We start from the raw sequence: 23,143 nt of genomic DNA on the forward strand, positions 1-23,143 counted from the left end.
TACCCCGGAACGGGGGATGTCCGAATCGGATACGTTGAAGAATGTGTCGATGCTGAAGGGTTCCAACGTTGCGGTGCCGGTGACCGAGGTTCGGATCGAACTGGGGTGGGAGACGGGACCCGGGGTGCCCGACGCCGACGCCTCCGCTCTGCTGCTGGCCGGCGGGCGGGTGCGCTCCGACGCCGACTTCGTCTTCTACAACCAGCCCGCGCACGCCTCGGGCGCGGTCCGCCATCACGGCAAACAGCAGGGCGCGCAGGTGATCGACGTCCTGTCGGTCGATCTGCACCGCGTGGAACCCCAGATCGACACCATCGTGCTCGCGGCCTCCGCGGACGGCGGCACCTTCGCCCAATTCCGCGGCCTGCACGTGCGCCTGGTGGATACGAGCGGCCGCGAGCTGGCCCGTTTCGACAGCGCCGACGCCACCTCCGAGACCGCCTTCGTCCTCGGCGAACTGTACCGCCGCGCCGGCGCCTGGAAATTCCGCGCCGTCGGCCAGGGCTACGACACCGGATTAGCCGGCCTGGCACAGGATTTCGGCATCTCCGTCGACGACGCCCCCCAACCAACCCCCGCCACCCCAGCCCCCCACCAGTTCGCGCCACAGCAATACGCGTCACCGCCCCCGCCACAGCACTCCGCCCCACCGCAGCCACAATTCAGCGAGCAGCTGCCCGCGCCCCAGCCCGTCGCGCCGCAGTCTCCGCCGCCACAGCAGCAGTTCGCTCCGCAGCCCGCACCACAACAATTCGCGCCACCGCCTCCGCCGCAGCAATTCGCGCCGCCACAGCAGTACGCTCCGCAGCCCGCGCCACAGCAGTTCGCACCGCCTCCGCCACAGCAATTCGCCTCACCGCAGCCGCAATTCGGTGCGCGGTCGCCCGCGCCCCAACCGGTCGCGCCGCCCGCGCCTCGCGTCAATCTGGGCAAGATCTCGCTGACGAAGGAGGCGCCGGCGGTTTCGCTGACCAAGCAGGGTGCGACCGGCGGCATCATGCGGGTGAATCTCAAATGGTCGGTGCCGAGTTCCGGCGGGGGTTTGTTCGGCCGCAAGCGCGCCGGCGGCGGCCTGGATCTGGATCTGTGCGCGTTCTGGGAGCTGACCGACGGCTCGAAGGGGTGCGTGAGCGCGCTGGACACCTTCGGCAATCTGCACAAGCCGCCGTTCATCGCCCTGGATCAGGACGACCGCACCGGCGGCAGCGCCACCGGCGAGAATCTGTCGATCAACCTCGACCACACCGCCGACTTCCGCCGCATCCTGGTGTTCGCGTCCCTCTACGAGGGCGCCCAGGATTTCCGCGGCGTCCACGCCACCGCCACCCTGTACCCCCGCGATTCCGCGCCGATCGAGATGGAAGTCGGCGGCTGCCAGGACGATTCCCGCGAGATGGCGCTCGCCCTGATCGAGAACCTGCACGGCGAGCTGGTGGTGCGCCGCGAGGGCCGCTTCGTCAGGCCGCCGGAGGGCCGCCGCTTCTGGGGCAAGATGGCCGTCGACCAAGCCTACGGCTGGGGCCTCAAATGGGGCACCTCCAAAGGCAAGTCCTGACCCGAACCACGAAAACCGCTGCCGCCCTGCGATCAGCCCCGCCGCGATGGGCGGGTTACTCCTGCTCGGCCGGGAATTGGGCAGCCAATTCCAGTGCGGCCGACCGGGTTTCGGCCAGGGACCCGGTCCAGCACAGCAGGCGCAGAATGGCGTCGGGGATGAGCTGTTCGGCGTATTCGGGCGCCGCCCCCTCGTCGGAGCGCATGTCGATGACCGATTCGACGAGCCGGAAGGGCAGCAGTTCCGCCCCGGGCACCGCCGATCCGGCCGGGGACCCCGCGGCCGCGCCCGCCTCGGCGATCACGGCCGCCGAGAGGGTTTCATAGTGCCCGCGCAGCTCGTCGCGGCGTTCCCGGAATCTGGCGAAGCGGTCGCTGCGTAGCTCGGGCAGCAGATACAGCGCGCCCAGATTCCAGCGGCTGGCGCACAGCTGGCTGACGTCGAACCAGGCCAGCGCGTAGAGCCGCACCGCCGCGGGTTCCGCGCGCCCGGCCAGTTTGCCCGCCAGTTCCAGTGGCGCGCTGACGGTTTCGCCGAGCAGCGCGTCGAGAATGTCGTCCTTGCTGGCGAAGTGGTGATACAGCGAGGCCTGGCGGATGCCGACGGCGTCGGCGACGGCCCGGGTGGAGGTATTGCCGTAGCCGTGGCCGGTGAACAACTCGGCGGCGGCGTCGAGGATCTCGGCGCGCGGGGTCTGTCCGGCGCGGCGGCGGGGTTCGAGTCGGGGACGGCCGGGTCCGAGTTGGGTCACGGTCTTCATTCTGTCCTACTCGCGGCGGCGACCTGCGAGGTGAGTTTTCTGTCATTTGACAGAAATCCCGGCAACCCAGAAGTTACGGCAGGCCACCCGACCGAAACAGCGGCGTCACCGGACACGCGACCGAGCCGGGAAAACTTTCAACCGATAGATATTCCCCTCCGCGAAAGATCGCCGCCATGGTTGCCTCCGCCGAAGCCATCGTCCCCGACCACCCGCCGAGCCTCCCCGAGCCCAGCCCCGACAGCGCCGACCTGGCGCGCTTCGGCTATCAGCCCGTCCTGCACCGCAAGCTCGGCCGCTACGCCTCCTTCGCGGCCGGATTCTCCTTCGTCTCCATCCTGACCACCATCTTCCAGTTCTTCGGTTTCGGCTTCTCCTTCGGCGGCGCGGCCTTCTTCTGGACCTGGCCCCTGGTGTTCGCCGGCCAGTTCCTGGTGGCGTTGAACTTCGCGGAACTGGCCGCGCGCTACCCGATCTCGGGCTGCATCTACCAGTGGTCGCGGCGGCTGGCCGGGGAGCTGGTGGGCTGGTTCGCCGGCTGGATGATGATCATCGCCCAGATCGTCACCGCCGCGGCCGCCGCCATCGCTTTGCAGGTGGTGCTGCCCAGCATCTGGTCCGGTTTCCAGTTCATCGGCACCGACAGCGCCCTCACCTCGCGCGACGGCGCGTCGAACGCGGTCCTGCTGGGCAGCGTGCTGCTGGTGCTCACCACCGTGATCAACGTGGCAGGCATCGACTGGATGGCCCGCATCAACTCCCTCGGCGTGACGATCGAGATCATCGGGGTGTGCGCGGTGATCGCGGTGTTCTTCACCCACACCGATCGCGGCCCCGGCGTGGTCCTGCAGCACGATCAGGCCGCGCCCGGTCCGTACTGGGCCGCCTTCCTGGCCTCGGGCCTGATGGCCGCCTACGTCATGGTCGGATTCGATTCCGCCGGTGAGCTTTCCGAGGAGACCAAGAACCCGCGCCACGTCGCGCCGCGCACCATCCTGTCCGCGCTGGCGGTCTCGGCGCTGGGCGGCGGTCTCATCCTGCTGGGCGCGCTCATGGCCGCACCGAGCCTGACCGACGGCTCGCTGGGCACCGGCGGACTGGCCTACGTCATCGAGGCCAAGCTCGACACCACCCCCGGCAAGATCGTGCTGGCGTGCGTGGCGTGCGCGATCACGGTGTGCACCTTGGCGATTCAGACGGCTGGTTCGCGCCTGCTGTTCTCGATGGCCCGCGATGGCCGGCTGCCGTTCGCCAAGCCGCTCGCGAACGTGCACCCGCGTTTCGGCACGCCGGTGTGGCCCGCGGTGGTGATCGGCGCGCTCGGCATCGGCCTGCTGCTGCTGAACCTGGGCAATGCGGCGGTGTTCGCCACCCTGGCCAGCGTCTGCATCGTCATGCTCTACCTCGCCTACCTGCTGGTCACGGTGCCGCTGCTGGTGCGCCGCATCAAGGGCTGGCCCGCCGATGTGGCCGGTGACGCCGCGGGGGCCAAGCTGTTCGCTTTGGGCCGCTGGGGAATTCCGATCAACGCCCTCGCCGTCGTGTGGGGCGTCGCCATGGCGGTGAATCTGGCCTGGCCGCGCGCCGAGGTCTACACCCCGACCGGTGGCGGCTGGTGGATGCTCTGGGCCGCCCCGCTGTTCGTGCTGCTGACCGTGGCGGTGGGCGTGGTGGTGCACCGCATCGTCACCCCGGCTCGCACCCTGGCCACCGCCCCGGTTCCCCAGACCGCCTGAAAGACAGGACATCCCGACGATCTCGCCGGAGCCCGGTCTCCGGCGAGACCCGAGAAACGGAGCAGCAATGACCACAGCCAGCACCACCGGAGCACGGGACCATGCCCGCTCCCAAGCGGCGGTCGCCGCGACCGTCGGCCCCGACCTGCCGTCGGGCGTCGACCCGGACGCCATCATCTTCGCCCAGCGGATCCCGGCGGGCGGTTACGCCAATGTCGTGCTCGGGCGCGGCACCCGTATCCGGTTGTCGGACCCGGCCGGCGCGGCGTGCGCCCACGTCCTGTTGTTGCGCGCCGAATCCCCTTGGGAGCGACTGAATGTCGCGGATACCGTGAAGGTGCCGTGGCAGGCGTACCTGAGCACGGGCCACCCGCTGCTCTCGGATCAGGGCCGGGTGCTGGCCACCCTCGTCGCGGATTCCTCCGGCCGCCACGACACCCTGTGCGGCCCCTCGCCCGCCGCCCGGCAGGCGCTGCGGCTGGCGGGTGTGAAGCAGGGGCTCGAACCGCGCGACATCGGCCCGACGGTGTCGTTCTTCCGGGGCATCCGCGTGGAATCCGATGGGGCGCTGACGGTTTCGGGCACCGCAGGCGCGGGCGCGGCGGTCGACCTGCTGATCCACCTGCCGGTGACGCTGCTCGTCGCCAATGCCGAGCACCCGCTGGACCCCACTCCCCCGACCGCACTCGACGTCGTGGCCTGGTCCGCGCCGGCACAGCTCGCGCTGACCCACAACACCGATCCGGAATACCTGCGCGCGGTGGAGAACACCGAACGCGATTGGCACGCACGCACGCTGGAGGCCCGCGCATGATCGACACCCGCACCGTCGTCCTGGACCAGACCGTTCCCGCCCGCGCCCCGTGGTCGGCCGTGGTGCGCGCCGGGGAACAGTTGGAGATCATCGACCTGCACGGCAATCAGGCGGTGGACTGCCTGCTCTACAACGCCGCCGATCACACCGACCGCTACAGCGCGCAGGCCACGGTGACCGCCCAGCGCAATATCTTCCTGACCACCGGCAGCGTGCTGCTGACCGAATCCGGGACACCGCTCATGACCGTCGTCGCCGACGAGGTCGGCAATCACGACACGGTGGCCGGCGCGTGCTCGCAGGAGTCCAATACGCTGCGCTACGGCCATCACACCCGCCACCAGCACGCCTGCGTGGAGAACTTCCTGGCCGAGGGGTTGAAGTGGGGGCTGGGCAAGCGCGATCTGGTGTCGAACATCAACTGGTTCATGAACGTTCCGGTGGAGGCCGACGGCACGCTCGGCATCGTGGACGGCCTGTCCGCGCCCGGTAAGTCGCTGACGCTGCGCGCCGAGATCGACACCCTGGTGCTGGTCTCGAACTGCCCGCAGATCAACAATCCCTGCAATGGTTTCGCCCCCACGCCGGTGCGCATGGTGGTGACGCGATGACCGCCGTCCTGCCCGACCTCGACATGATCGAGAACGACCGTCCCGCACCGGCATTCCACGTCGAGCGGCCGGGAATGCAGACCACCGTGCAGGATTGGCCGGGCCGGGTCGGCTACTGGCATGTCGGCGTGCCGCCGTCCGGGCCGATGGACGACCTGTCGTTCCGCCTGGGCAATCGCGCGCTCGGCAATCCCGAGGGCGCGGCGGGCTTGGAATGCACCCTCGGCGGGCCCGCCCTGCGGTTCGACCGCGACACCTGGGTGTGCGTCACCGGCGCACCGGCGCCCGTCACGGTGAACGGCGCCGCGGTGCGCCAGTGGGGCAGCGTGCTGGTGCCCGCGGGCGGCGTGCTCGACGTCGGCATGGTGCGCGGCCCCGGAATGCGTTGCTACATCCTGGTGGCGGGCGGTATCGAGGTGCCCGAATACCTCGGCAGCCGTGCGACTTTCACCCTGGGCAAGTTCGGCGGTGGTGTCGGCCGGGCGCTGACCACCGGTGACCGGTTCGCCCTCGGCACGCCCGGTCGGGTCACCGCCGGGGTGACCGGTGACGATCAGCCCGTGCTGACCCGCCGCTGGGAGCTCGCGGTCACCGAGGGGCCGCACGGCGCGCCGGAGTTCTTCACCCGCGCCGATTTCGACACCATCCTCGGCACCGACTACGAGGTGCATTTCAACTCCGATCGGACCGGTGTACGGCTGATCGGGCCCAAACCGCAGTGGGCGCGACTCGACGGCGGCGAGGCCGGCCTGCATCCGTCGAACATCCACGACACCGCGTATTCCGTTGGCGCCCTGGATTTCACGGGCGACACCCCGATCCTGCTCGGACCCGACGGCCCGAGCCTGGGCGGATTCGTCTGCCCGGTGACCGTGGTCGCCGCCGATCGCTGGAAGCTGGGCCAGCTGACACCCGGCGACAGCGTGCGCTTCGTCCCCGTCCGCGCCGACCGCGCGGCCTCCGTGCGCGAACTCGGCCCCGAACGCCGAGCGGGCTGGCCGGTGGTGCTGTCCACCGGCGGCGACGGCGACGACGGCGTACTGGCGCGCCACGACGGGGTCGACAGCACCGTCACCTACCGCCGCGCGGGCAATGACGGCCTGCTCGTCGAATACGGCGATATGACATTGGATCTGGAGCTGCGCGCCCGAGTGCACGCCCTGCATCAGGCGCTGCTGGAACGCGCCGAGCCCGGCATCACCGAACTCACCCCGGGCGTGCGGTCCCTCCAGGTGCGCAACGACCCGGACCGGCTGCCCACCGGCCGGCTGCTGGCCCTGCTGAGCGAGGTGGAATCCGAGCTCCCCGCCGCCGACGAACTGGTGGTGCCCAGCCGCACCGTCCGGCTGCCGCTGTCCTGGGACGACCCCTCCACCCGCGAGGCGGTCATCCGGTACATGCACGGCGTCCGCGCCGACGCGCCCTGGTGCCCGTGGAATATCGAGTTCATCCGCCGGATGAACGGATTGTCGTCCGTGGACGAGGTTTTCGACACCGTGTTCGCGGCCGAATATCTGGTCCTGGGCCTCGGCGACGTCTACCTCGGCGCGCCCGTCGCCACCCCCACCGATCCGCGTCACCGCCTGGTGACCACCAAATACAACCCGGCCCGCACCTGGACGCCGGAGAACGCGGTCGGCATCGGCGGCGCGTACCTGTGCATCTACGGCATGGAGGGTCCCGGCGGCTACCAGTTCGTCGGCCGCACCACCCAGGTGTGGAACCACCGCTCCACCGGTATCGGCGAAGACCCTTGGCTGCTGCGCTATTTCGACCGGATCAGATGGTATCCGGTGAGCGCCGAGGAACTCCTGGACCTGCGCGCCGACACCGCCGCCGGACGCGGCGTCCTCGACGCCGAAGACGGCGAATTCCGACTCGTCGACTACCGGAAGTTCCTGGCCGACAACGCGGAATCCATCAGCGACTTCCGTGCCCGGCAAGCCGAAGCCTTCACCGCCGAACGCAATTCCTGGCGCGAGGCCGGCGAACTCGCCGAAACACCGTGAACGCCGCGCACTCTCGAGGAGATTTCAGATGACCGTGTGGATCCACCACCGCGATCCAGCCGATATAGCTACCGAAACAGCCACGGCCACCGGGCCTTTGGCGGGACTGCGACTGGCGGTCAAAGACAACGTGGATGTCGGCGGCCTGCCGACCACCGGCGCCTGCCCCGACTACGCGTATACGCCGCAGCGGGACGCGCCGGCGGTCGCGGCCTTGCGGGCGGCGGGGGCGGTCGTGATCGGCAAGACCAATCTGGATCAGTTCGCCACGGGTCTGGTCGGCACGCGCTCGCCTTACGGCGCCGTCGAGAACGCGCTGCGGCCCGGATACGTCTCGGGCGGTTCGAGTTCCGGGTCGGCGGCCGCGGTGGCGAGCGGGGCTGCCGATATCGCCATCGGCACCGATACCGCCGGATCCGGGCGGGTTCCGGCGGCGTTTCACGGGCTGGTCGGGATCAAGCCGACGGTGGGTGTGGTGTCCACCGAAGGCGTGGTGCCGGCTTGCCGCTCATACGATTGCGTGACGATCTTCGCCGCCGATCCACGGTTGGCGAATCGTGCCATGGGCGTCATGGCGGCCGGTGCGCCGCACCGGCCTTGGCCCGCCGATGTCCGGCTGGCCGCGCCACCGAAGCCGGTTGTCGCGGTCTTCCGCGAGCTGCCCGATCTGGATCCACTGTGGCGCAGCGCTTTCGAACGTACTGTCACGGCGTTGAGCGAGCAAGGTGCGACCATCGTGCCGGTCGATGCGACGCCATTCCTGGACGCGGCCAAGTTGCTTTACAACGGCGCACTGGTGGCCGAACGCTATTCCGCCGTCGGTGAATTCGTCGACGCACACCCCGAGTCCGTCGATCCCACTGTCGGTTCGATCATCCGGGCCGCCCGCGATCTACCAGCCCATCGGCTGGTCACCGATCTGGCCGTCCTCGAGCGGTTGCGCACCGCGGCCATGGCGAGTCTCGCGGGCGCGGACGCCCTGCTGATCCCCACCGCGCCAACGCATCCGACCATCGCCGATGTCGCGGCCGACCCCATCGGCGTCAACTCACGCCTGGGCACCTACACGAACTTCTGCAACCTCTTCGAGCTGTGCGCGGTCGCCGTACCGACGGATGAACCGCACTTCGGCGTCAGCGTGCTGGCTCGCCCGTTCGAGGACGCCGTCGCCCTCGACATCGCCGCCATGATCATGGGAATCGAACCGGTGGAACAGGTTTGGCCGATAACGGCAGCCCCCGTTCAGGAGCTGATCGTTGTCGGCGCACACCTGCGCGGTCAACCGCTCGAACACCAGCTCACAGCTTTGGGCGCCCGCTGGGGCGGACCGGTCGATACCGCCCCGCACTATCGGCTGGCGGCCCTGGACACCGTCCCGCCCAAGCCGGCCGTAACCCGTGTCCCCACAGGCGAATCCGGTGTCGCGATCGCCGGAGAACGCTGGTTGCTCTCCCCCGCCGCCCTGGGCCGCTTCCTCGCGAACCTGCCCGCTCCGATGCAACTCGGCGCGGTCGAACTCGCCGACGGCGCCTGGCACACCGGTTTCAGCTGCGCGGGCGCCGCCGCCGAATCCGCCAAGGACATCAGCGAATACGGCGGCTGGCGCGCGGCCCTGGCCGCCGGAGCGGTCTGAGCGCGGCGCGTTCTCAGTCCCGCCAGAAGGCGGCGATCCGCTCCGCCTCCGTCTTGCCCTGGGCGCGACCGGCTTCCAGCGACGGGACGCGGGTGGCGGAGTCGAGCGGGTTTAGCCCGAAGGCGGCGATGGCCGCCTCGTCCGGCACGATCACCTCGACCCGCGCCCCGGCCGCGACCAGTCCCGCCGCCTGCGCCTCGAGTTCCGCATCCGGCATGGGCGCGATGATCAGCACCCGGGCGAATCCGGTGGCGAGGTCGGCGTTGACCGAAGTCCGCACGCCGCCATCGGTATAGCGCACCCCGCCGATGGTGGCGCACGGCCACACCATCGGCACCGCCGAACTGGCGGTGACCGCGTCGACCAGCGCGACGCCCGAATCCTTGTCGAACACCCGCAACTCACCGGTCCCGGCGTCCACCGCGGTGATCCGCAACGCCCGTTCCGGCCACTCGTGCACGGGCAGCCGGGATTCGATGACCGCGCGCCGCCGCGGTTCGGGCACCGATTCCGCGTTCAACGCCAGCGCGCCGATCTTGCGGCGGCGTTCGACCGAATCGGTGGGCATCGCCGCGAGCGTCGCCGACAGCGTCTCCCACAGTCCCGCGAACTTCTCCATGGACGGCACGATCTCGCGGCTCTGCAGCTCCGGATCCACTTGTCGCCGCACCAGTTCCGCCAGCTCGAGCCCGCTGCCCAGCTGCGCGGCCACATTGGACCCGGCGGAGGTGCCCTGCAACAGGTCCGCCTCCCGCACGTCCACGCCCCCATCCGCCAGCCCCGCGACAATGCCGGTGGCCCAGGCGATCCCGGCCACTCCACCCCCGCCGAGAACCAGCGCACGTTCGGTCGTCATACCCGTCCCTACTTCCTGCCCGCAAAAGACACCCTGCGGTTTGAAACTACCGGCTGGGCGGCCGGAGCGGCGGCGATCTCCGCCCCGCGCACCGGTCACTCCGTGATCTGGGTCGCCTCGGGCCGGGTGGCGTCGCGAATGATGCGCAGCCCCGCCGTCAGCTGCTCGAGCCGTTCGGGCCCGAGCAAACCGGTGAACCAGCGATCGACGAGTTCCAGGTAGGCGGGCAGCACCCGCGCCACCCGGGTCGCCCCGGCCGCGGTGAGCACGGCGTAGGAGCTGCGCCGATCGCCCGGATCGGCCTCGCGGCGCACGAAACCGTTGCGCTCCAGCCGATCCACCAGCCGGGTGACGCCGCTGGTGGAGAGGTTGGTCTGCACGGCCAGATCGGTCATGCGCAGTTTGCGGCCGGGCGAACGGCTCAGGCGCAGGAGGGCATTCAGGTCGAGCCCCGACAGCCCATTGCTCTTCCAGCTCTGCTCGAGCTGGGCCAGCAGGCCGTCGTGCGCCTCGTAGAGCAGCCCGACGGCGGTCAGGCGGGGGTCGTCGAAGAGATGCTTGGGATCCACGGCGACCAGCCTAAACCAGACGTTTTCCGCGCGGATAGTTGACGCGCGGAAGATATCGGATATCTTGTTGTCAGCGCAATATTCCGCACTGCAACTAAATGGAGGTTCCGATGACGACGCAACGCTGGGTGGCGGGTTACCGTGCGCCACTGGTGAATCCGGCCGAGGAGATCCGCCTGACCGAGCCGCGCACCTTCACGAACGAGACGGTCCGGCAGGTGGTGCGGGTCGGCGGCAGCGGCTCACGACTCCGGGTGCTGCTGACCAACCGGTACGGCGCCGAGGAGCTGTCGATCGGCGCGGCGCGCATCGCACGGCGCAAGACGGGTGGCGAGATCGTGCCGGAAACCGAACAGCCCGTGCGGTTCGAGGGAGCCGCGTCGGTCCGTGTTCCCGCGGGCGCCGATATCGTCAGCGACCCGATCGACTTCGCGGTCGAGGCCGGCGACGTGCTGGCGCTCAGCATTCACCTGCCCGACTCCGTCACCCCGGCCTTCGCGCAGTTCCCGGTCGAATCGGCCTGGATCGCCCCCGGCGATCGGACGGGCGACATCGCACCGTCCGATGCCGAGGAGACCGCGGCGCGGTTTCTCCTCACCGGAATCGACGTCGCTGTCGACTCCGGCGATCCGGCGGCCACCCCCGTGCTGGTGGCCTTCGGTGACTCCTGGTTCGAGGGTGTGGGCTCGACCCTCGGCGCGAACCGGCGTTCGGTGGATGTGCTCAACGAGCGGCTGGCCACCGGGTGGGCGGTCAACCAGGGCATCAGCGGCAACCAGTTGCTGGCCGACGCGATCGGCGAGCACGGCCTGGCCCGGTTCGAGCGGGACGTGCTGTCGGTGCCCGGCGTGGCGGCCGTGTGGGCCAACTTCGGCATCAACGACCTGATTCTGGGCGAGACCGCCGACGCCGACGCGCTCATCGCCGGTTTCACCGCCTTGGCCGCGCGGGCGCACGCGGCGGGACTTCCGATCTACGCCAACACCATCGGGCCGTTCGGCGGGGCGATCTATCCGGGTCTGGCCGTCGCCACCGGCATTCCGGTGCGCCACCGGGTCAATGCGTGGCTGCGCGGCACCGACGTGTTCGACGCGGTCTTCGATGTGGCCGCGGCGGTGGAGGATCCGGACAACCGCGACGTCATCCGGCCCGATCTCGACTGCGGTGACGGCATGCACCTCAATGACGCCGGCGCCCGGGTCATGGCGGAGACGGTGGATCTCACCGTGCTGCCGAAGGTCTTCCACTGAGCACTCGGGGCCACCGGCCGCGGCGGGTTCAGGGTAGGCGCGGTCCGGCCGCCCGGTCCTGGCGCAACCCCGCGGCCCACAGGTCGTCGGCCACGTCACGGCCCAGCCGCACGCCGCCGAGGGCGCGCGACAGGTCCATGTGCCCGGCCGAATCGGCGGCGAAGGCATCGAAAGGCCAGTTGACGCCCAGGAATACGCGGCTGCGCGCGTTCTCCTCCATCATCTGCCACAGGCCGCCGGGGAAGCGCCGCACGTGCCGGGGACGCACCACACCGTGCTGGTCGATGCCGATCCCGTCGAATTCCTCGGAGACGAAACCGATTCCGTCGGCGAGGAGGTCGGGCCCGTCGGCCGAGACGCCGTAGTAGCGGCGGACGGTCTGCAATGCCGCGCCGCCGAGCGCGGCGTGCGCGGACGGGTAGGCCGGGGTGGGCGGGGTGCCGACGCCGGTCGCGGCATGCTCGTTGCCGCGGACGCCCAGGGGCAGCCAGCCGGGATCGCAGTCACCGTCGAGTCCGTTGCCCGGCACCGCTTCCGGCCCCAGGGCCAGGTCGTATTCGCGAATGCCGAGGACGGGCCGCCACAGGTTGTGCCGATATTTCTCGTCCCAGCACAGGATGGCCACATCGGCGAGCGCGACATTGACCAGGGCGAACAGCCGGGCGTTCTGCTCGAGGTCGTTGCCGCGGGCGACCGCGATCTCCCGGGTCAGCCGGTTGTAGAGCCGCGCCGGGCTGCCGAGCTGTTTCGCGCCGTCGTAGGCCCAGTAGTGCGCGCGCAGCGTCTCGTCGGGCAGGCGCGGGGTGAACCCGGCGGGCAAGGCCGCGACCGCCTCGGCGGCAATGCCTTTGGCACGAACCTCCCGCAGTGCGGCAAGGTAGCGGGGATCGTTGTGCTTGGGCGGCGGGTCGACGGTATAGCGGCTGGTGACCGCGAAACAGCGGGAGCGCGCACCGTAATGCGGTGCGTAGTAACCCTGTTTCGGGGTGGCCGGGTCGGGGCGATGATTGGGCGGGGCGATGTCGGGGACGTACTCGGCGTCGCCGAGAGTGGGATCACCGCTGCGGGCCTTCAGGATCGCGCGGCCGACCGCCTGCCCGTGCGTGCTGCCGCGACCGGTGCCCGCACCGCGCAATCCGGCCTCGCGCAACGCCTTGTCCAGCTGCGGGGTCTGGGTCGGATACAGCGCCGAGAGCGTGGTGTGGGCGGCCACCGCGATGGCGGCGTCCGGTGTCGCGCCATTGGCCGCCACCGGCGGGTCGGTCAGCCAGGCGCCGTGCGGGGCGCCGAAGATGCCGACGAGGGCATCGTGCATGGCCAGGTGCACGATGGCCAGGGCGCGGGAACTGCCGGCCGGACCGCGGGACCCGCGTTCCACGGGCTTGATCTCGGTGTGCGCCATGCGGTCCGACTCCAGCGCCACCGCGTTCCAATACAGGATTTGATCCACTTTCGCTGTCTCCCAGAAGGTTCGAGAACTGCGCGAGTGGCATGGGGAGGGCCGAGGATCGGAATCGATTCGGCACCCCGCCTGCCGCTCACGAGATTCAGGATGGGAGGCGCGACGGGAGAACTCCGCAGTAGTGCGCTACCTGAATTCGGCCGCCGGATCGACGCCGACACAGGTAGCGACCACACTCCGGCTCAGCGGGGTTTGACCGCGGCCAGCAATTCCGGGCCGTGCGTCCCCAAACGGTTGGTCGCCGAGCGGATTCCGAGGACGGCGGCGAACCCGCCGATGACCAGACCGACCGGTAGCGCCGCCCACTGGAGTAGCGGAAGCCGCAGGCCCGCACCGACTCCCAGCATCGCCAGCACCGGGGCCGCCGCCAGCAACTGCACGAGACCGACCGCGAGCTGCATGAGCAGCTTGCTACAGCCCGGATTCCCCGAACCCGTGAAGGGATTGCCGCGCTGCGGCGGCAACGCGAACGCCGCATGCGTGGACAGGAACACCACACCGCCGACACCCACCCCGAGCAGCACCGGAAGCGTCGAGACCGCCCACGGATACAGCTCCGCCTTGCCGAGCGCGCCGGGCAGAATCAGCGTGGCCAGCACCGAGACCGGCGCGACGATGATCAGCCAGGCGTAGGCGCGGCCGCGCACATCCGCGCGTTCCGCGCCGGGGGTGACGAGCGTTTGCCAGACCGCGGTGCCGTCGAATCCGTACAGGTTGGCGCTGGACATGGTGGCCAGCCACACCACGAAAGCGCCGGAGAACGGGATGGTTCCGCTACCGTGCGCGCGCACCGACAGGAAGACCGGCAGCACGAATCCCACGATCAACAGCGGCAGCAGCGCCGCGCGCCGGCGGCCGTCGCGCCACCAGGTGCGCAATTCCTTGGTGAGCATCGCCCCGACCGGGGTCGGCGGGACGAAGCGGTCCAGGATCCCGCCGCCGGTGTCGACCACCTGGCCGGCCGCCGCGGCGGGGGAGGTGAGCCGGCGTTCCAGCAGCACGGCCCACGCCTGCCACAGCACCAGGGCCAGCAGTGCGAGCCCGAGCAGGGGCAGCACCGCGAACAGGTAGTCGCCGCGCGCCGCCGCCTCCACCGCGTAGGGCGCCCACCCCGAGGGCAGGACGCGCAGCGCCACCGACAGGCCGCCGTGTTCGCTCTCGAGTTTCGGCCCGAGCGCGCCGACCAGCAGATTCAAAGGGTAATAAGCCAATCCGAGGAGGGCGGCGAACAGCACGCCCAGATCCTTGCCGCGCCGGGAGCGCATGGCCGCGCCCAGCCACGCCACCACCACGCGCGACAACAGGATCACGAACACCAATTGCAGGATGGCGCCCGGGATCGCGATCAGCACTGCGCCCCAACCGATCTGAGCGGCCAGCAGCACCAGTCCGCCGAAGGCGATCAGGTTGACGATGGGCGCGGTACCGACGAACGCGGCCGCCCCGAGACCGTAGGCCAGTTGCCGAGTCGTCAACGGCAGCAGGCGAAATTGCTCCGGCTGCAGCGTCTCGTCGCTGCTGCCGGTGAGCACCGGCCCGCAGAGCCAGCCGAGCGTCCAGGCCCCGTACAGCGCGGCCGCGACGGTCACGCCGCCGTGCACGGTGTCGTGGGCGGTGGCGATGAGCAGCGCCGTCACCCCGGCCGCGATCAGGCCGATGCAGCTGCCGAGCCAGAAGTTCAGTGCCGCGCGGCCTTCGCGCATGGTGCGCCGGGTGATGGCCCACCGCATGCGGATCAGGACGCCAACCACGACAGCCCCTCGAACGCCTCTTCCAGGGTGCCCTCACCGCGTACTTCGTCGAGGGTGCCGCCCGCGACCACGCGGCCGCGGTTGATGACCGCGACCCGATCGCAGATGTTCTCCACCAGCGCCATCACATGGCTGGACAGCACGACCGAGCCGCCGGACGCCACGAACCGCTGCAGGATGGTGCGAATCGTGCCGGCCGACACCGGGTCCACCGCTTCGAAGGGTTCGTCCAGGACCAGGAGTTTCGGCGCGTGCAGCAGCGCGGTGGCGAGGCCGATCTTCTTGCGCATACCGGCCGAATAGTCCACCACCACGGTATTTTCCGCGCCGCCCAGCTCGAGCACGTGCAATAGTTCGTCGGCGCGGCCCACGACGGTCGCCTTGTCCATGCCGCGCAGTAATCCGGTGAAGTTCAACAACTCTCGGCCGGTGAGACGTTCCGGCAGGGCGAGGCCGTCGGGCAGCACGCCCACCGCGGCCTTGGCGCGCACCGGGTCCGCCCACACGTCGGTGCCGAAGATCCGCGCGAGTCCCTGATCGGGGCGCAGCAGGCCGACGGCCATCGACAGCGTGGTGGTCTTGCCCGCGCCATTGGGCCCGACCAGTCCGAAGAACGATCCGGGCGGCACCCGCAGGCTCACCCCATCCACGACCCAGGGCCCGCCGAACCGCTTGTACAACCCATCCAGTTCGAGCGCCAACTGTCCATTGGTCGTCATCGCCCCTCCTTGGAGCACTCCGGTGTGGCCCAGCGCCAACCATACGTGCGTATCCGCTGTTCACAGGCTTATCGCGGCAGTCGGTGTCGCCGCAACGCATTAGGAGGTTCGCACCCCCCGGGGGGTGGGCGCCAACCCGTCTGTTCAGCGGTGCGTGTGCAGCGCCCGAGCCAGGTCGGCGAGGTGTTCGGGCTCGTGGGTGTGGCCCCGTCCGACCCGGTCCTCTAGGGCAGCAACACCGCCGGATCGAAACTCACCTCGAAGGGCGATCGCAGGGTGGCCATCCGCCCCGCCGAACACCGGGCGACCTCTTCGTACTCGCCGCCTCGTCCCAGCGCATAGGCGAACAAAATCGGCAACTCCTCATCGCCGAGCTGGCCGCGGAGCCGATGGGTCTCGATCCTCCAGAAGTCCGGGATGCCGCCTTCGGCGTAGAGGTCAGGCTTGATCCGCCGATCCATGGCCGCCGTAGACCGCGAAACCACCTCCACGACAAGCTTCACCCGCCCGGCCGGTATCCCCCGCTCGTCCCATGAGATCGGCCCAGCACACACCAGCAGATCCGGAATCGGCTCGTCCTCCCCGATCAGAACCCCGACACCCGGCACCATGTGCATACCATCGGGTAGCGCATCTTCGAGGATCCGCCCCAGCGCGGAGACCAACCGCTGATGGATCGGTTTCGGTGCGGCGTTCACGATGAGCTGACCATTGAGGACCTCGTACCTGAGCCCATTCTCGGGGAGATGATCGAGATCGGCCGCGGTCCAGCGATCCGAAGCGGGCACATGCATACACGAATTGTCCGGCTTGGACACCGGCATCGCCAAGGCAAACACCCCCTGATTCGCAATTGGTCGCAGACCCACAGCCGACAATCCGACGCTAGCCCATCTTCCGATCCGACTCACCGAAGACGAACGTTTGATCGCCCGCCATGTGGAGCGAGGACTATCGGAGAAATCGCGTGAGGATTTCGGTGAGTTGGGTGGGGTTTTCCTCGGCCATGTGGTGACCGGATTCGATACGGGCGGAAGTCAATTCGCCGCTGACCCAGGAGTGCCAGATGTCGGCGGGGTTGCCGTAGAGGGCTTCCATGTCGTCGCGGGTGGACCATGCGACGAGGGTGTCGCAAGCGATCGTGCGGTGCGCGGCTCGGTCTGTCGCATCGTGTGCGCGATCGATCGCCAGGCCCGCTCGGTAATCTTCCAGCATGGCTCGCACGGTGGCCGGGTCGCTGACCGCGCGAGTCATGTCGCGGTAGTTCTCGGTCCCCATGGCGTTCTCGTCGGGGCGATACCAGGCCAGCGGGTCGGCTGTGATCACGCGCTCGGCGTGCGGGGAAGCACCGAAAAAGAACCAGTGCCAACAACTTTCGGCGAACCGTGCGTCAGCGCGTTCGAGCGCCTCGAGGATCGGAACACTGTCCAGCACGGCCAGTCGCGTCACGGCATCGGGGTGGTCGAGAGCGGTCCGGTAGGCAACATAACTCCCCCGGTCGTGCCCTACGACAGCGAATCGTCGATGCCCGAAGTCACGCATCAAGGCAACGATGTCGCCCGCCATCGCGCGATCGCAGTAGACCTCATGCCGTTCGTCCGGTTCAGGCTTGGATGACCGCCCGTATCCCCGCAGATCAGGGCAGACCACCGTAAATCCGGCCCGAGCAATCTCGGGAGCTACCCGATGCCAGGTCGTATGCGTCCGCGGATGCCCGTGCAACAACACCACTCCCGGTCCGTCACCCCCGCTCCTCCCATGGAGGGTGACGGACTCACTGACCGAAACGTCCCACTCCTCGAAGCCCTCGAACACCGCCCCATGCTCCCATCCTCACCTCTCGCTCGCCGCGAACGGTTGAATGGCACTGCGCCCGTGGGTATCCCGAAGGCAGCGACGTCAGCTCGCGGCCGCCAGCGCCTTCCAGACCTTCCGGGAACGCGAGCGAGCCTGCGGCGCCGCGTATCCGATCCGCCGGCGCGCTTCCTGAGCACTGATTCGCAGCAGATCGGTCAATAGCTCGACGGTGTCCCGGTAGCCGGTGTCGGCGGCGAGACCGCGGCGCCCGGCTTCGGCGACGGCCGCGCGCATGGCGGCGTCCAGCCGCCTCCGGCGGCGTTCGATTTCGACGAGGGTGCGCAGCAAGTCGACGTCGGCCAGTTCCGGCCATCCTGCTACTGGCGCATCCGGCGCCAGCGCGGTCGAATGTGTGTTCACGCGAGCCACCATACCCCAATGTTAGAACATATGTTCGACAATCTTGGTTACAGGAGTTTGCGTCCGGCCGACCGTTTCGACCGTCACGTCATCGGCGCTGGTAAGGGCATCGTAGAGCCAGTTGTGGGCTTGCCCGATCGTCACCCGGGGGCCGAGAAGTTTGCCGGTCAACGCCCAGTATCGATGGATCCGATGATCGGCGTCGCTGGCGTCGATCAGCATCTGTTCACGGAAGCGCGGGGTGTCGCGTTCACCGCGCGCGTGGGCGTGGGCGGTGACGAAGCGATCGAGTTCGCGGCCACCTTGGGGCCGGACTCCTTCGGTGACCAGCGAGACCACATCCACCATCACTTCGCCGATCTCGGTGTACAGCGCGTGCGCGTCTCGGATCAGCTCCGGTCGGTTTCGCCAATACTGCCGTCGCACAATGCCGGTCACGTCGGGGTCGGCCACGAGGGCCGCCAGCTCGGCGTAGGCGAGCACGTCGTCGACGGACGGATCGGCGGGCGGCTCGGGGACATTCCAGCACACCCAGGGATCGCTGGCGGTCCGCGGCAGCGGCGCGAGGACGCGCCGCCAGAACCGAACCAGACAATCGTGGACCGTCGCACCGTCCTGGGCGGCGGCCAGCAACGCCAACGTCGCGGGCCGCTGCACCGCAGCAGCACCTTCGACGGCCCGCAACGCCGCTCGCCGCCAAACCAGCTGCGTCAATTCCTCATCCAGCCGGGACTTTTCGATGGCAATGACTTCCGGCAGCGACCGTTTCTCGTGCAGCACATCGGTAATCGATTCGAGCCCAAGACCCAACGCCCGCAGCCGCCGCACCACCAGCAGCCGCTCGGTGGCCTTCGTAGCGTCGAACATGCGATGACCGCCCGCGCTGCGCGAGGATTCCACAATCCCTTCGTCGCAATAGAACCGGATCGTCCGCACCGCAACCCCGGTCCTGCGCGCCAACTCCCCAATGCTCACCAGAACATCATTCTGTGTGCTGTCCGTCACAACCTGTAGAACCTCCACCCCACTGGAGCTCCTAGCGTACGGGCCATGCCTACCACGCAGGAAGAAATCATCGCCGGCATCGCGGAAATCGTCGAGGAAGTCACCGGCATCGAAGCCGCCGACGTAACCCTCGACAAGTCCTTCGTCGACGACCTGGAAATCGACTCCCTGTCCCTCGTGGAAATCGCCGTCCAACTGGAAGACAAATACGAGGTGAAGATCCCCGACGAAGACCTAGCCTCCCTCCGAACCGTCGCCGACGCAGTCACCTACGTCCAGAAAATGGAAGCCACCCAACCCCACCTAGTACTCCAGCCGGACTTCGTGATCATGTGAGTCGACCGGTTCGCCGCTGGTAGTGGCTGGTTTTGGCGCGGTGTTGGTGTCGTCGTCGCCAGGTCGACCAGTGCAGTCGGTGGCCAATGTTCCGGGCGTTGCGGCGAGTCAGCCTGTGCCCCTGGCGTATCGGTGCCATCGTCGCGGCTGCTCTGGTGTTGCTGCACCACGAATACCGCCGAACCACCTGACCACGACACGCCGCTACCCGGAAAGGCTCAATGGTGTTTCCGGGGAACCCTGGGGGCTTCGGGGGACCCTGGGCTCCATGGGGTTTCAGGGGCGCCCCCTGAGTGTGGGGTTTCAGGGGGAACCCCTGAGAGTTACGAGAGTTGTCTAAGTCCAGGTCGGCGGCGCGGGCAACGCCGCCGGGTGGGGGCAGGGAATATGCTGCACGTTCCGTGGGATATCCGCCCCGGCCCCGCTGGCATGCAAAGCCACCGCGATGGCGAAGGTAGCCGCCAATCCGGCGACGACCGCCAAGCTCTTACGCATGGTCCCTGCGCTCATCGTCGAGCGTAGCTTCATCTCTCGCTCCTCGCCTTCGGCAGTAAATGCGGCCAAGCTCGGCGACATCGCGGGAATTCACGATGTCCCAACTCTCAGCACATTAGCTTTCCTGCACGCGCGCAGCCTTAATTGCCGAGTCGGGCGAGCCGAAATTGAAATCGCTCCGTTATTTCGACGGCTCAGAACGTGAGCTGCCGCCAATCGAGCGTCTCGAATCCCGATCGATCTCCGGTCGCCCAGCCCCAGATCAGATCGGCGACAATTCGCGCGTCACCACAGGTCGCGGCGAAATGCTTATCGGCCGAGCCTTCCCGGTATTCGAGGTCGTAATGCCCATCGGGATGCCGATAGGTCTGGATGTAAACCTGATCACCGGTTTCGGCGATCAGATAAGGACCCGGCTGCCCGAGTTCGGGAATCCAGGCGTCGACGAGTTCCTTTGTCAAATACGGGAATTCACCCGCGCCGCCGTGCGTGACGGCCGCGGCGACCGCACCGGCCGGATCGGCGAGCCAGGCCAGCTGCGGATCCCACACCGCGTACCCGCGCGGAGTTCCCAGCTCGAACAACAGGTTTCGGGTGTGCCCGATGGCGTCGTAGGGCGTGGACACGAACAGCGCGCCGCCCAGCACGCCGTCGGCGGCGGGCGCGCCCAGGAAGGCGTCGACCTCGGGCAGCGCCGCATTGCGCCGATCCAGCTCGGCGGCAACCTCGGTGACGGCCTCGGCGGCCTGCCGCCCGTCCTGCGCGGTCAGATAGGCGTCCACCTCGGCGGGGGAGGCGGCGGCGCCGGAGGGCAGCAGCACCAGGTCGTAGCTCACCCGGCCAGGCTAGTGGCTAGCCGGCGACGTCGTGGCGACCGGTCTGTACCACTGGCGCGGCGCACGTGCAGCCGCCCGCCACGTCGCCGCAGTCGGCCACGAACAGATGCCGGGCCCGGCCGGTGTCGAAACAGTCGGAATCGGTGCACTCCACCGTTCCGGCGGCATGCGCGATCAGCGTGCCGTGGCAGTGATCGAGAGCCGATTCGCACAGTGCGCAATTCGTGGGACGCACCGCAACCTCCTTCGCTCGTTGTTACGGTGATATCACCCGGGTGCGACATCTTCCGGAGGTCACCGCGTGTCGTCCGATCTGTCCGAAAAACGCCGCCCGGCAACGCCGTCCGCGTTCGGCGCCCCGCGCTTCGTTCCCGAACTCCGCACGGCCGCCGCGCCGAGCTGCCACACTCGGTCTGTGGCCCCCGCCTCCCCGACTCACGGGCACCTATCGCGCCCCTGTAAACTCGAGATCATCATGCAGCGGGCACTTCTCCTCGGCCGCCGCGACGGGGTCTGATACGGACCGGCTCCCGTCGCGGGGATCTGCCGTGCCGGTCTACCCCATTACCTGGGATCCAGCCACACCCTCGGAGATAAATCGCCATGTCACCCGCTGACGCTTTCGTATCCGGAACGCGCACCATCACCGCGCCGTCCAAGCCCGCGCCCGCCGACCAGCCCGCCTGGAACGCGCAGAAGAACTCCTCGATGCCGGTGTTCCGGTACCGCCCGTTCGCCGAGGAGGTCGAGCCCGTCGAGCTGCCCGACCGCACCTGGCCGGACAAGATCATCGACCGCGCGCCCGGCTGGTGCGCCGTCGACCTGCGCGACGGCAACCAGGCGTTGATCGACCCGATGAGCCCCGCCCGCAAGCGCCGCATGTTCGACCTGCTGGTGCGCATGGGCTACAAGGAGATCGAGGTCGGCTTCCCGTCCGCCTCGCAGACCGACTTCGATTTCGTCCGCGAGATCATCGAGGACGGCGCGATTCCGGACGACGTCACCATTCAGGTGCTGACCCAGTCCCGCGCCGAGCTGATCGAGCGCACCTTCGAGGCCTGCGCCGGCGCGTCCAATGTGATCGTGCACTTCTACAACTCGACCTCGATCCTGCAGCGCCGCGTGGTTTTCCGAGCCGACCGCGAGGCCGTCAAGAAGATCGCCACCGACGCCGCCGCGCTGTGCCTGGAGGTCGAGAAGCGCTACCCGGACACCAACTGGCGCTACGAGTACAGCCCGGAGTCCTACACCGGCACCGAGCTGGACTACGCCCGCGAGGTGTGCGACGCGGTCTCGGAGATCATCCAGCCCACCCCGGCCAAGCCACTGATCATCAACCTGCCCGCGACCGTGGAGATGGCGACGCCCAACGTCTACGCCGACTCCATCGAATGGATGCACCGCAACCTGGCGCGCCGCGATTCGATCGTGCTGTCGCTGCACCCGCACAACGATCGCGGCACCGCCGTGGCCGCCGCGGAACTGGGCTACCAGGCCGGCGCCGATCGCATCGAGGGCTGCCTGTTCGGCAATGGCGAGCGCACCGGCAATGTCTGCCTGGTCACGCTGGGCATGAACATGTTCTCGCGCGGCATCGACCCGCAGATCGACTTCAGCAATATCGACGAGATCCGCCGCACGGTCGAATACTGCAACCAGCTGCCCGTCGCCGAGCGCCACCCCTACGGCGGCGACCTGGTGTACACGGCCTTCTCCGGTTCGCACCAGGACGCCATCAACAAGGGCCTGGACGCCATGAAGGCCGCCGCCGACGCACAGGGCGCGGACGTGGACGACATCGTGTGGGAGGTCCCGTACCTGCCCATCGACCCGAAGGACGTCGGACGCACGTACGAGGCTGTCATCCGGGTGAATTCGCAGTCCGGCAAGGGCGGCGTGGCCTACATCATGAAGACCGATCACGGGCTGGTGCTGCCGCGCCGCCTGCAGATCGAGTTCTCGCAGGCCGTGCAGAAGATCACCGACGGCGAGGGCGGCGAGGTCACCCCGAAGGAGATGTGGGACGTCTTCTCCGAGGAGTACCTGACCCCGATCCTGCCGCTGGAGCGCATCCGCCAGAAGGTCACCGCCTCGGAGACCGACGGCGGCGTCGACCACATCGAGGCCGTGGTCAAGGTGGACGGCGTCGAGCACGCCATCTCCGGTGAGGGCAACGGCCCGCTGGCCGCCTTCGTCGACGCGCTGGCCACCATCGACTACGACGTGCGGGTGCTGGACTACAGCGAGCACGCCATGTCCTCCGGTGACGACGCGCAGGCCGCCGCCTACGTCGAGGTCGCCATCGGCGATCAGGTCACCTGGGGTGTCGGCATCGCCACCTCCATCACCACGGCGTCACTGCGCGCGGTCGTCTCCGCCGTCAACCGCGCGGCCCGCAAGAGCTGAATGAAAGTGCTGGTAGGAGAGCCCGTCCCGGCTTCGTCGGGGCGGGCTCGCCGCGTCCGGAGGGGCTGAGAATGCTAGCGTTGGGTCGCAATAGCGCCGAGCTCTCTGTTCGAGCCGTCGAGC

The 23,143-nt window shown here is 68.8% G+C and carries 21 protein-coding genes and 1 pseudogene; 10 read left to right on the forward strand and 12 right to left on the reverse strand.

Going from position 1 to position 23,143, the window contains the following annotated elements:
• Positions 1-49: 49 nt before the first annotated feature.
• Complete coding sequence (locus D7D52_RS03300; RefSeq protein ID WP_120743760.1) at positions 50-1,555, forward strand: TerD family protein; 1,506 nt, start codon at positions 50-52, stop codon at positions 1,553-1,555.
• A 55-nt stretch (positions 1,556-1,610) separates the two neighbouring features.
• On the opposite strand, the gene D7D52_RS03305 is transcribed toward D7D52_RS03300, so the two are convergent.
• Complete coding sequence (locus D7D52_RS03305) at positions 1,611-2,306, reverse strand: TetR/AcrR family transcriptional regulator (protein WP_281279162.1); 696 nt, start codon at positions 2,304-2,306, stop codon at positions 1,611-1,613.
• Between the two features lie 185 nt (positions 2,307-2,491).
• On the opposite strand from D7D52_RS03305, the gene D7D52_RS03310 reads away from it, so the two are divergent.
• The 5 genes from D7D52_RS03310 to atzF all read left to right on the forward strand — a co-directional run bounded on the left by D7D52_RS03310 (position 2,492) and on the right by atzF (position 9,118).
• Positions 2,492-4,051 (forward strand): amino acid permease, encoded by a 1,560-nt coding sequence (locus D7D52_RS03310; protein WP_120734996.1) that lies wholly within the window; start codon positions 2,492-2,494, stop codon positions 4,049-4,051.
• A 67-nt stretch (positions 4,052-4,118) separates the two neighbouring features.
• On the forward strand, positions 4,119-4,865 hold the full coding sequence (locus D7D52_RS03315; RefSeq protein WP_120734997.1) for a DUF1989 domain-containing protein: 747 nt from the start codon (positions 4,119-4,121) through the stop codon (positions 4,863-4,865).
• Complete coding sequence (locus tag D7D52_RS03320) at positions 4,862-5,476, forward strand: urea amidolyase associated protein UAAP2 (RefSeq protein WP_120734998.1); 615 nt, start codon at positions 4,862-4,864, stop codon at positions 5,474-5,476. Before D7D52_RS03315 ends, D7D52_RS03320 begins: the two co-directional genes overlap by 4 nt.
• A gap of 74 nt (positions 5,477-5,550) precedes the next feature.
• A complete protein-coding gene (locus tag D7D52_RS03325; RefSeq protein ID WP_425464651.1) occupies positions 5,551-7,485 on the forward strand; it encodes a 5-oxoprolinase/urea amidolyase family protein in 1,935 nt (644 codons plus the stop codon).
• Positions 7,445-9,118 (forward strand): allophanate hydrolase, encoded by a 1,674-nt coding sequence (gene atzF, locus D7D52_RS03330; protein ID WP_425464652.1) that lies wholly within the window; start codon positions 7,445-7,447, stop codon positions 9,116-9,118. Before D7D52_RS03325 ends, atzF begins: the two co-directional genes overlap by 41 nt.
• 13 nt (positions 9,119-9,131) lie before the next feature.
• On the opposite strand, the gene D7D52_RS03335 is transcribed toward atzF, so the two are convergent.
• Together D7D52_RS03335 and D7D52_RS03340 are read right to left on the reverse strand one after the other, a co-directional pair.
• On the reverse strand, positions 9,132-9,974 hold the full coding sequence (locus D7D52_RS03335) for a patatin-like phospholipase family protein (protein WP_120735000.1): 843 nt from the start codon (positions 9,972-9,974) through the stop codon (positions 9,132-9,134).
• Positions 9,975-10,069: 95 nt separating this feature from the next.
• The gene (locus D7D52_RS03340; protein WP_120735001.1) at positions 10,070-10,543 is read right to left on the reverse strand and encodes a MarR family winged helix-turn-helix transcriptional regulator; all 474 of its coding nucleotides are present in this window, start codon (positions 10,541-10,543) and stop codon (positions 10,070-10,072) included.
• A gap of 110 nt (positions 10,544-10,653) precedes the next feature.
• On the opposite strand from D7D52_RS03340, the gene D7D52_RS03345 reads away from it, so the two are divergent.
• Positions 10,654-11,793, forward strand: a complete 1,140-nt coding sequence (locus tag D7D52_RS03345) for a GDSL-type esterase/lipase family protein (protein ID WP_246023617.1) — start codon at positions 10,654-10,656, stop codon at positions 11,791-11,793.
• Positions 11,794-11,821: 28 nt separating this feature from the next.
• On the opposite strand, the gene D7D52_RS03350 is transcribed toward D7D52_RS03345, so the two are convergent.
• From D7D52_RS03350 to D7D52_RS03380, 7 genes are all read right to left on the reverse strand, one after another.
• On the reverse strand, positions 11,822-13,243 hold the full coding sequence (locus D7D52_RS03350; protein WP_120735003.1) for a vanadium-dependent haloperoxidase: 1,422 nt from the start codon (positions 13,241-13,243) through the stop codon (positions 11,822-11,824).
• A 194-nt stretch (positions 13,244-13,437) separates the two neighbouring features.
• Positions 13,438-15,006: a hypothetical protein gene (locus D7D52_RS03355; protein WP_162958149.1), complete on the reverse strand. Its 1,569-nt coding sequence runs from the start codon at positions 15,004-15,006 to the stop codon at positions 13,438-13,440.
• Positions 14,991-15,725 (reverse strand): ABC transporter ATP-binding protein, encoded by a 735-nt coding sequence (locus D7D52_RS03360; protein WP_120735005.1) that lies wholly within the window; start codon positions 15,723-15,725, stop codon positions 14,991-14,993. The genes D7D52_RS03355 and D7D52_RS03360 overlap by 16 nt, the downstream gene beginning before the upstream one ends.
• Before the next feature lie 224 nt (positions 15,726-15,949).
• The gene (locus D7D52_RS03365) at positions 15,950-16,519 is read right to left on the reverse strand and encodes a Uma2 family endonuclease (RefSeq protein ID WP_120743762.1); all 570 of its coding nucleotides are present in this window, start codon (positions 16,517-16,519) and stop codon (positions 15,950-15,952) included.
• 157 nt (positions 16,520-16,676) lie between these two features.
• The gene (locus tag D7D52_RS03370; protein WP_120735006.1) at positions 16,677-17,540 is read right to left on the reverse strand and encodes an alpha/beta fold hydrolase; all 864 of its coding nucleotides are present in this window, start codon (positions 17,538-17,540) and stop codon (positions 16,677-16,679) included.
• Positions 17,541-17,624: 84 nt separating this feature from the next.
• Positions 17,625-17,942 (reverse strand): DUF222 domain-containing protein, encoded by a 318-nt coding sequence (locus D7D52_RS03375; protein ID WP_246023618.1) that lies wholly within the window; start codon positions 17,940-17,942, stop codon positions 17,625-17,627.
• Between the two features lie 21 nt (positions 17,943-17,963).
• The gene (locus D7D52_RS03380; RefSeq protein ID WP_222932778.1) at positions 17,964-18,917 is read right to left on the reverse strand and encodes a MerR family transcriptional regulator; all 954 of its coding nucleotides are present in this window, start codon (positions 18,915-18,917) and stop codon (positions 17,964-17,966) included.
• A gap of 75 nt (positions 18,918-18,992) precedes the next feature.
• Between D7D52_RS03380 and acpM the strand changes: the two genes are divergently transcribed.
• A complete protein-coding gene (gene acpM / locus D7D52_RS03385; protein WP_120735008.1) occupies positions 18,993-19,283 on the forward strand; it encodes a meromycolate extension acyl carrier protein AcpM in 291 nt (96 codons plus the stop codon).
• Positions 19,284-19,381: 98 nt separating this feature from the next.
• Positions 19,382-19,474: pseudogene (locus D7D52_RS03390) on the forward strand (IS5/IS1182 family transposase); the annotation flags it as partial.
• Positions 19,475-19,972: 498 nt separating this feature from the next.
• Here the strand turns inward: D7D52_RS03390 and D7D52_RS03400 are convergent.
• A complete protein-coding gene (locus D7D52_RS03400) occupies positions 19,973-20,614 on the reverse strand; it encodes a hypothetical protein (protein ID WP_120735010.1) in 642 nt (213 codons plus the stop codon).
• Between the two features lie 16 nt (positions 20,615-20,630).
• Positions 20,631-20,849, reverse strand: a complete 219-nt coding sequence (locus tag D7D52_RS03405) for a hypothetical protein (RefSeq protein ID WP_120735011.1) — start codon at positions 20,847-20,849, stop codon at positions 20,631-20,633.
• A gap of 368 nt (positions 20,850-21,217) precedes the next feature.
• On the opposite strand from D7D52_RS03405, the gene leuA reads away from it, so the two are divergent.
• Positions 21,218-23,020 carry a 2-isopropylmalate synthase gene (gene leuA / locus D7D52_RS03410; protein ID WP_120735012.1) on the forward strand — a complete coding sequence of 601 codons (1,803 nt, stop codon included), beginning with the start codon at positions 21,218-21,220 and terminating at the stop codon, positions 23,018-23,020.
• Positions 23,021-23,143 lie beyond the last annotated feature (123 nt).

It is taken from the genome of Nocardia yunnanensis (assembly GCF_003626895.1).
In the GTDB taxonomy this organism is placed as follows: Bacteria; Actinomycetota; Actinomycetes; order Mycobacteriales; family Mycobacteriaceae; genus Nocardia; species Nocardia yunnanensis.

What these genes read in the sequence shown, in the direction of transcription:
- D7D52_RS03325 (WP_425464651.1), top strand. Translation starts at nt 5,551, where the DNA reads ATGCAGACCACCGTGCAGGATTGGCCGGGCCGGGTCGGCTACTGGCAT.
- D7D52_RS03300 (WP_120743760.1), top strand. Translation starts at nt 50, where the DNA reads ATGCTGAAGGGTTCCAACGTTGCGGTGCCGGTGACCGAGGTTCGGATC.
- leuA (WP_120735012.1), top strand. Translation starts at nt 21,218, where the DNA reads ATGTCACCCGCTGACGCTTTCGTATCCGGAACGCGCACCATCACCGCG.
- D7D52_RS03310 (WP_120734996.1), top strand. Translation starts at nt 2,492, where the DNA reads ATGGTTGCCTCCGCCGAAGCCATCGTCCCCGACCACCCGCCGAGCCTC.
- acpM (WP_120735008.1), top strand. Translation starts at nt 18,993, where the DNA reads ATGCCTACCACGCAGGAAGAAATCATCGCCGGCATCGCGGAAATCGTC.
- D7D52_RS03360 (WP_120735005.1), bottom strand. Translation starts at nt 15,725, where the DNA reads ATGACGACCAATGGACAGTTGGCGCTCGAACTGGATGGGTTGTACAAG.
- D7D52_RS03345 (WP_246023617.1), top strand. Translation starts at nt 10,654, where the DNA reads ATGACGACGCAACGCTGGGTGGCGGGTTACCGTGCGCCACTGGTGAAT.
- D7D52_RS03315 (WP_120734997.1), top strand. Translation starts at nt 4,119, where the DNA reads ATGACCACAGCCAGCACCACCGGAGCACGGGACCATGCCCGCTCCCAA.
- D7D52_RS03320 (WP_120734998.1), top strand. Translation starts at nt 4,862, where the DNA reads ATGATCGACACCCGCACCGTCGTCCTGGACCAGACCGTTCCCGCCCGC.
- D7D52_RS03365 (WP_120743762.1), bottom strand. Translation starts at nt 16,519, where the DNA reads ATGCATGTGCCCGCTTCGGATCGCTGGACCGCGGCCGATCTCGATCAT.
- D7D52_RS03335 (WP_120735000.1), bottom strand. Translation starts at nt 9,974, where the DNA reads ATGACGACCGAACGTGCGCTGGTTCTCGGCGGGGGTGGAGTGGCCGGG.